The organism is Pantoea osteomyelitidis (genome assembly GCF_044342975.1).
GTDB lineage: Bacteria > Pseudomonadota > Gammaproteobacteria > Enterobacterales > Enterobacteriaceae > Pantoea > Pantoea osteomyelitidis.
Genome location: NZ_JBGFSN010000009.1, coordinates 1 through 1,804 on the forward strand (window position 1 = coordinate 1; position 1,804 = coordinate 1,804).

1 rRNA gene is annotated in these 1,804 nt (G+C 54.3%); it reads right to left on the minus strand.

Features of this window, described 5'->3' with window-relative positions:
- Window positions 1-50: 50 nt before the first annotated feature.
- Window positions 51-1,592: ribosomal RNA gene (locus ABU178_RS17760) — 16S ribosomal RNA — on the minus strand.
- Between the last annotated feature and the right edge of the window lie 212 nt (window positions 1,593-1,804).

Here is a 1,804-nt window from a genome sequence, read left to right on the forward strand (position 1 = left end):
TTTTCTATCAGACAATCTGTGTGAGCACTGCGCGGGAAGGTATCGGTTGGTAAGGAGGTGATCCAACCGCAGGTTCCCCTACGGTTACCTTGTTACGACTTCACCCCAGTCATGAATCACAAAGTGGTAAGCGCCCTCCCGAAGGTTAAGCTACCTACTTCTTTTGCAACCCACTCCCATGGTGTGACGGGCGGTGTGTACAAGGCCCGGGAACGTATTCACCGTGGCATTCTGATCCACGATTACTAGCGATTCCGACTTCACGGAGTCGAGTTGCAGACTCCGATCCGGACTACGACGCACTTTATGAGGTCCGCTTGCTCTCGCGAGGTCGCTTCTCTTTGTATGCGCCATTGTAGCACGTGTGTAGCCCTGCTCGTAAGGGCCATGATGACTTGACGTCATCCCCACCTTCCTCCGGTTTATCACCGGCAGTCTCCTTTGAGTTCCCGACCGAATCGCTGGCAACAAAGGATAAGGGTTGCGCTCGTTGCGGGACTTAACCCAACATTTCACAACACGAGCTGACGACAGCCATGCAGCACCTGTCTCACGGTTCCCGAAGGCACTAAGGCATCTCTGCCAAATTCCGTGGATGTCAAGAGCAGGTAAGGTTCTTCGCGTTGCATCGAATTAAACCACATGCTCCACCGCTTGTGCGGGCCCCCGTCAATTCATTTGAGTTTTAACCTTGCGGCCGTACTCCCCAGGCGGTCGACTTAACGCGTTAGCTCCGGAAGCCACTCCTCAGGGGAACAGCCTCCAAGTCGACATCGTTTACGGCGTGGACTACCAGGGTATCTAATCCTGTTTGCTCCCCACGCTTTCGCACCTGAGCGTCAGTCTTCGTCCAGGGGGCCGCCTTCGCCACCGGTATTCCTCCAGATCTCTACGCATTTCACCGCTACACCTGGAATTCTACCCCCCTCTACGAGACTCAAGCCTGCCAGTTTCAAATGCAGTTCCCGGGTTGAGCCCGGGGATTTCACATCTGACTTAACAGACCGCCTGCGTGCGCTTTACGCCCAGTAATTCCGATTAACGCTTGCACCCTCCGTATTACCGCGGCTGCTGGCACGGAGTTAGCCGGTGCTTCTTCTGCGGGTAACGTCAATCGACGCGGTTATTAACCGCATCGCCTTCCTCCCCGCTGAAAGTACTTTACAACCCGAAGGCCTTCTTCATACACGCGGCATGGCTGCATCAGGCTTGCGCCCATTGTGCAATATTCCCCACTGCTGCCTCCCGTAGGAGTCTGGACCGTGTCTCAGTTCCAGTGTGGCTGGTCATCCTCTCAGACCAGCTAGGGATCGTCGCCTAGGTGAGCCGTTACCCCACCTACTAGCTAATCCCATCTGGGTTCATCCGATGGTGTGAGGCCCGAAGGTCCCCCACTTTGGTCTTGCGACGTTATGCGGTATTAGCCACCGTTTCCAGTGGTTATCCCCCTCCATCGGGCAGATCCCCAGACATTACTCACCCGTCCGCCACTCGTCGGCAAAGAAGCAAGCTTCTTCCCGCTACCGTTCGACTTGCATGTGTTAGGCCTGCCGCCAGCGTTCAATCTGAGCCATGATCAAACTCTTCAATTAAAAGCTTGATTTGCTTCAACTCGTGAAGCGATGCTCAGGGAAAAACGTCGTAATGAATTACGTGTTCACTCTGAGACTTGATATTTTTTTGAGCCCGGAGGCTCTGATATCAATCCTGCGAGTGCCCACACAGATTGTCTGATAAATTGTTAAAGAGCGGTGCGGCCAGCGGGTTAACCGTCTGTCGCGAGGTGGCGTATATTACGCTACTC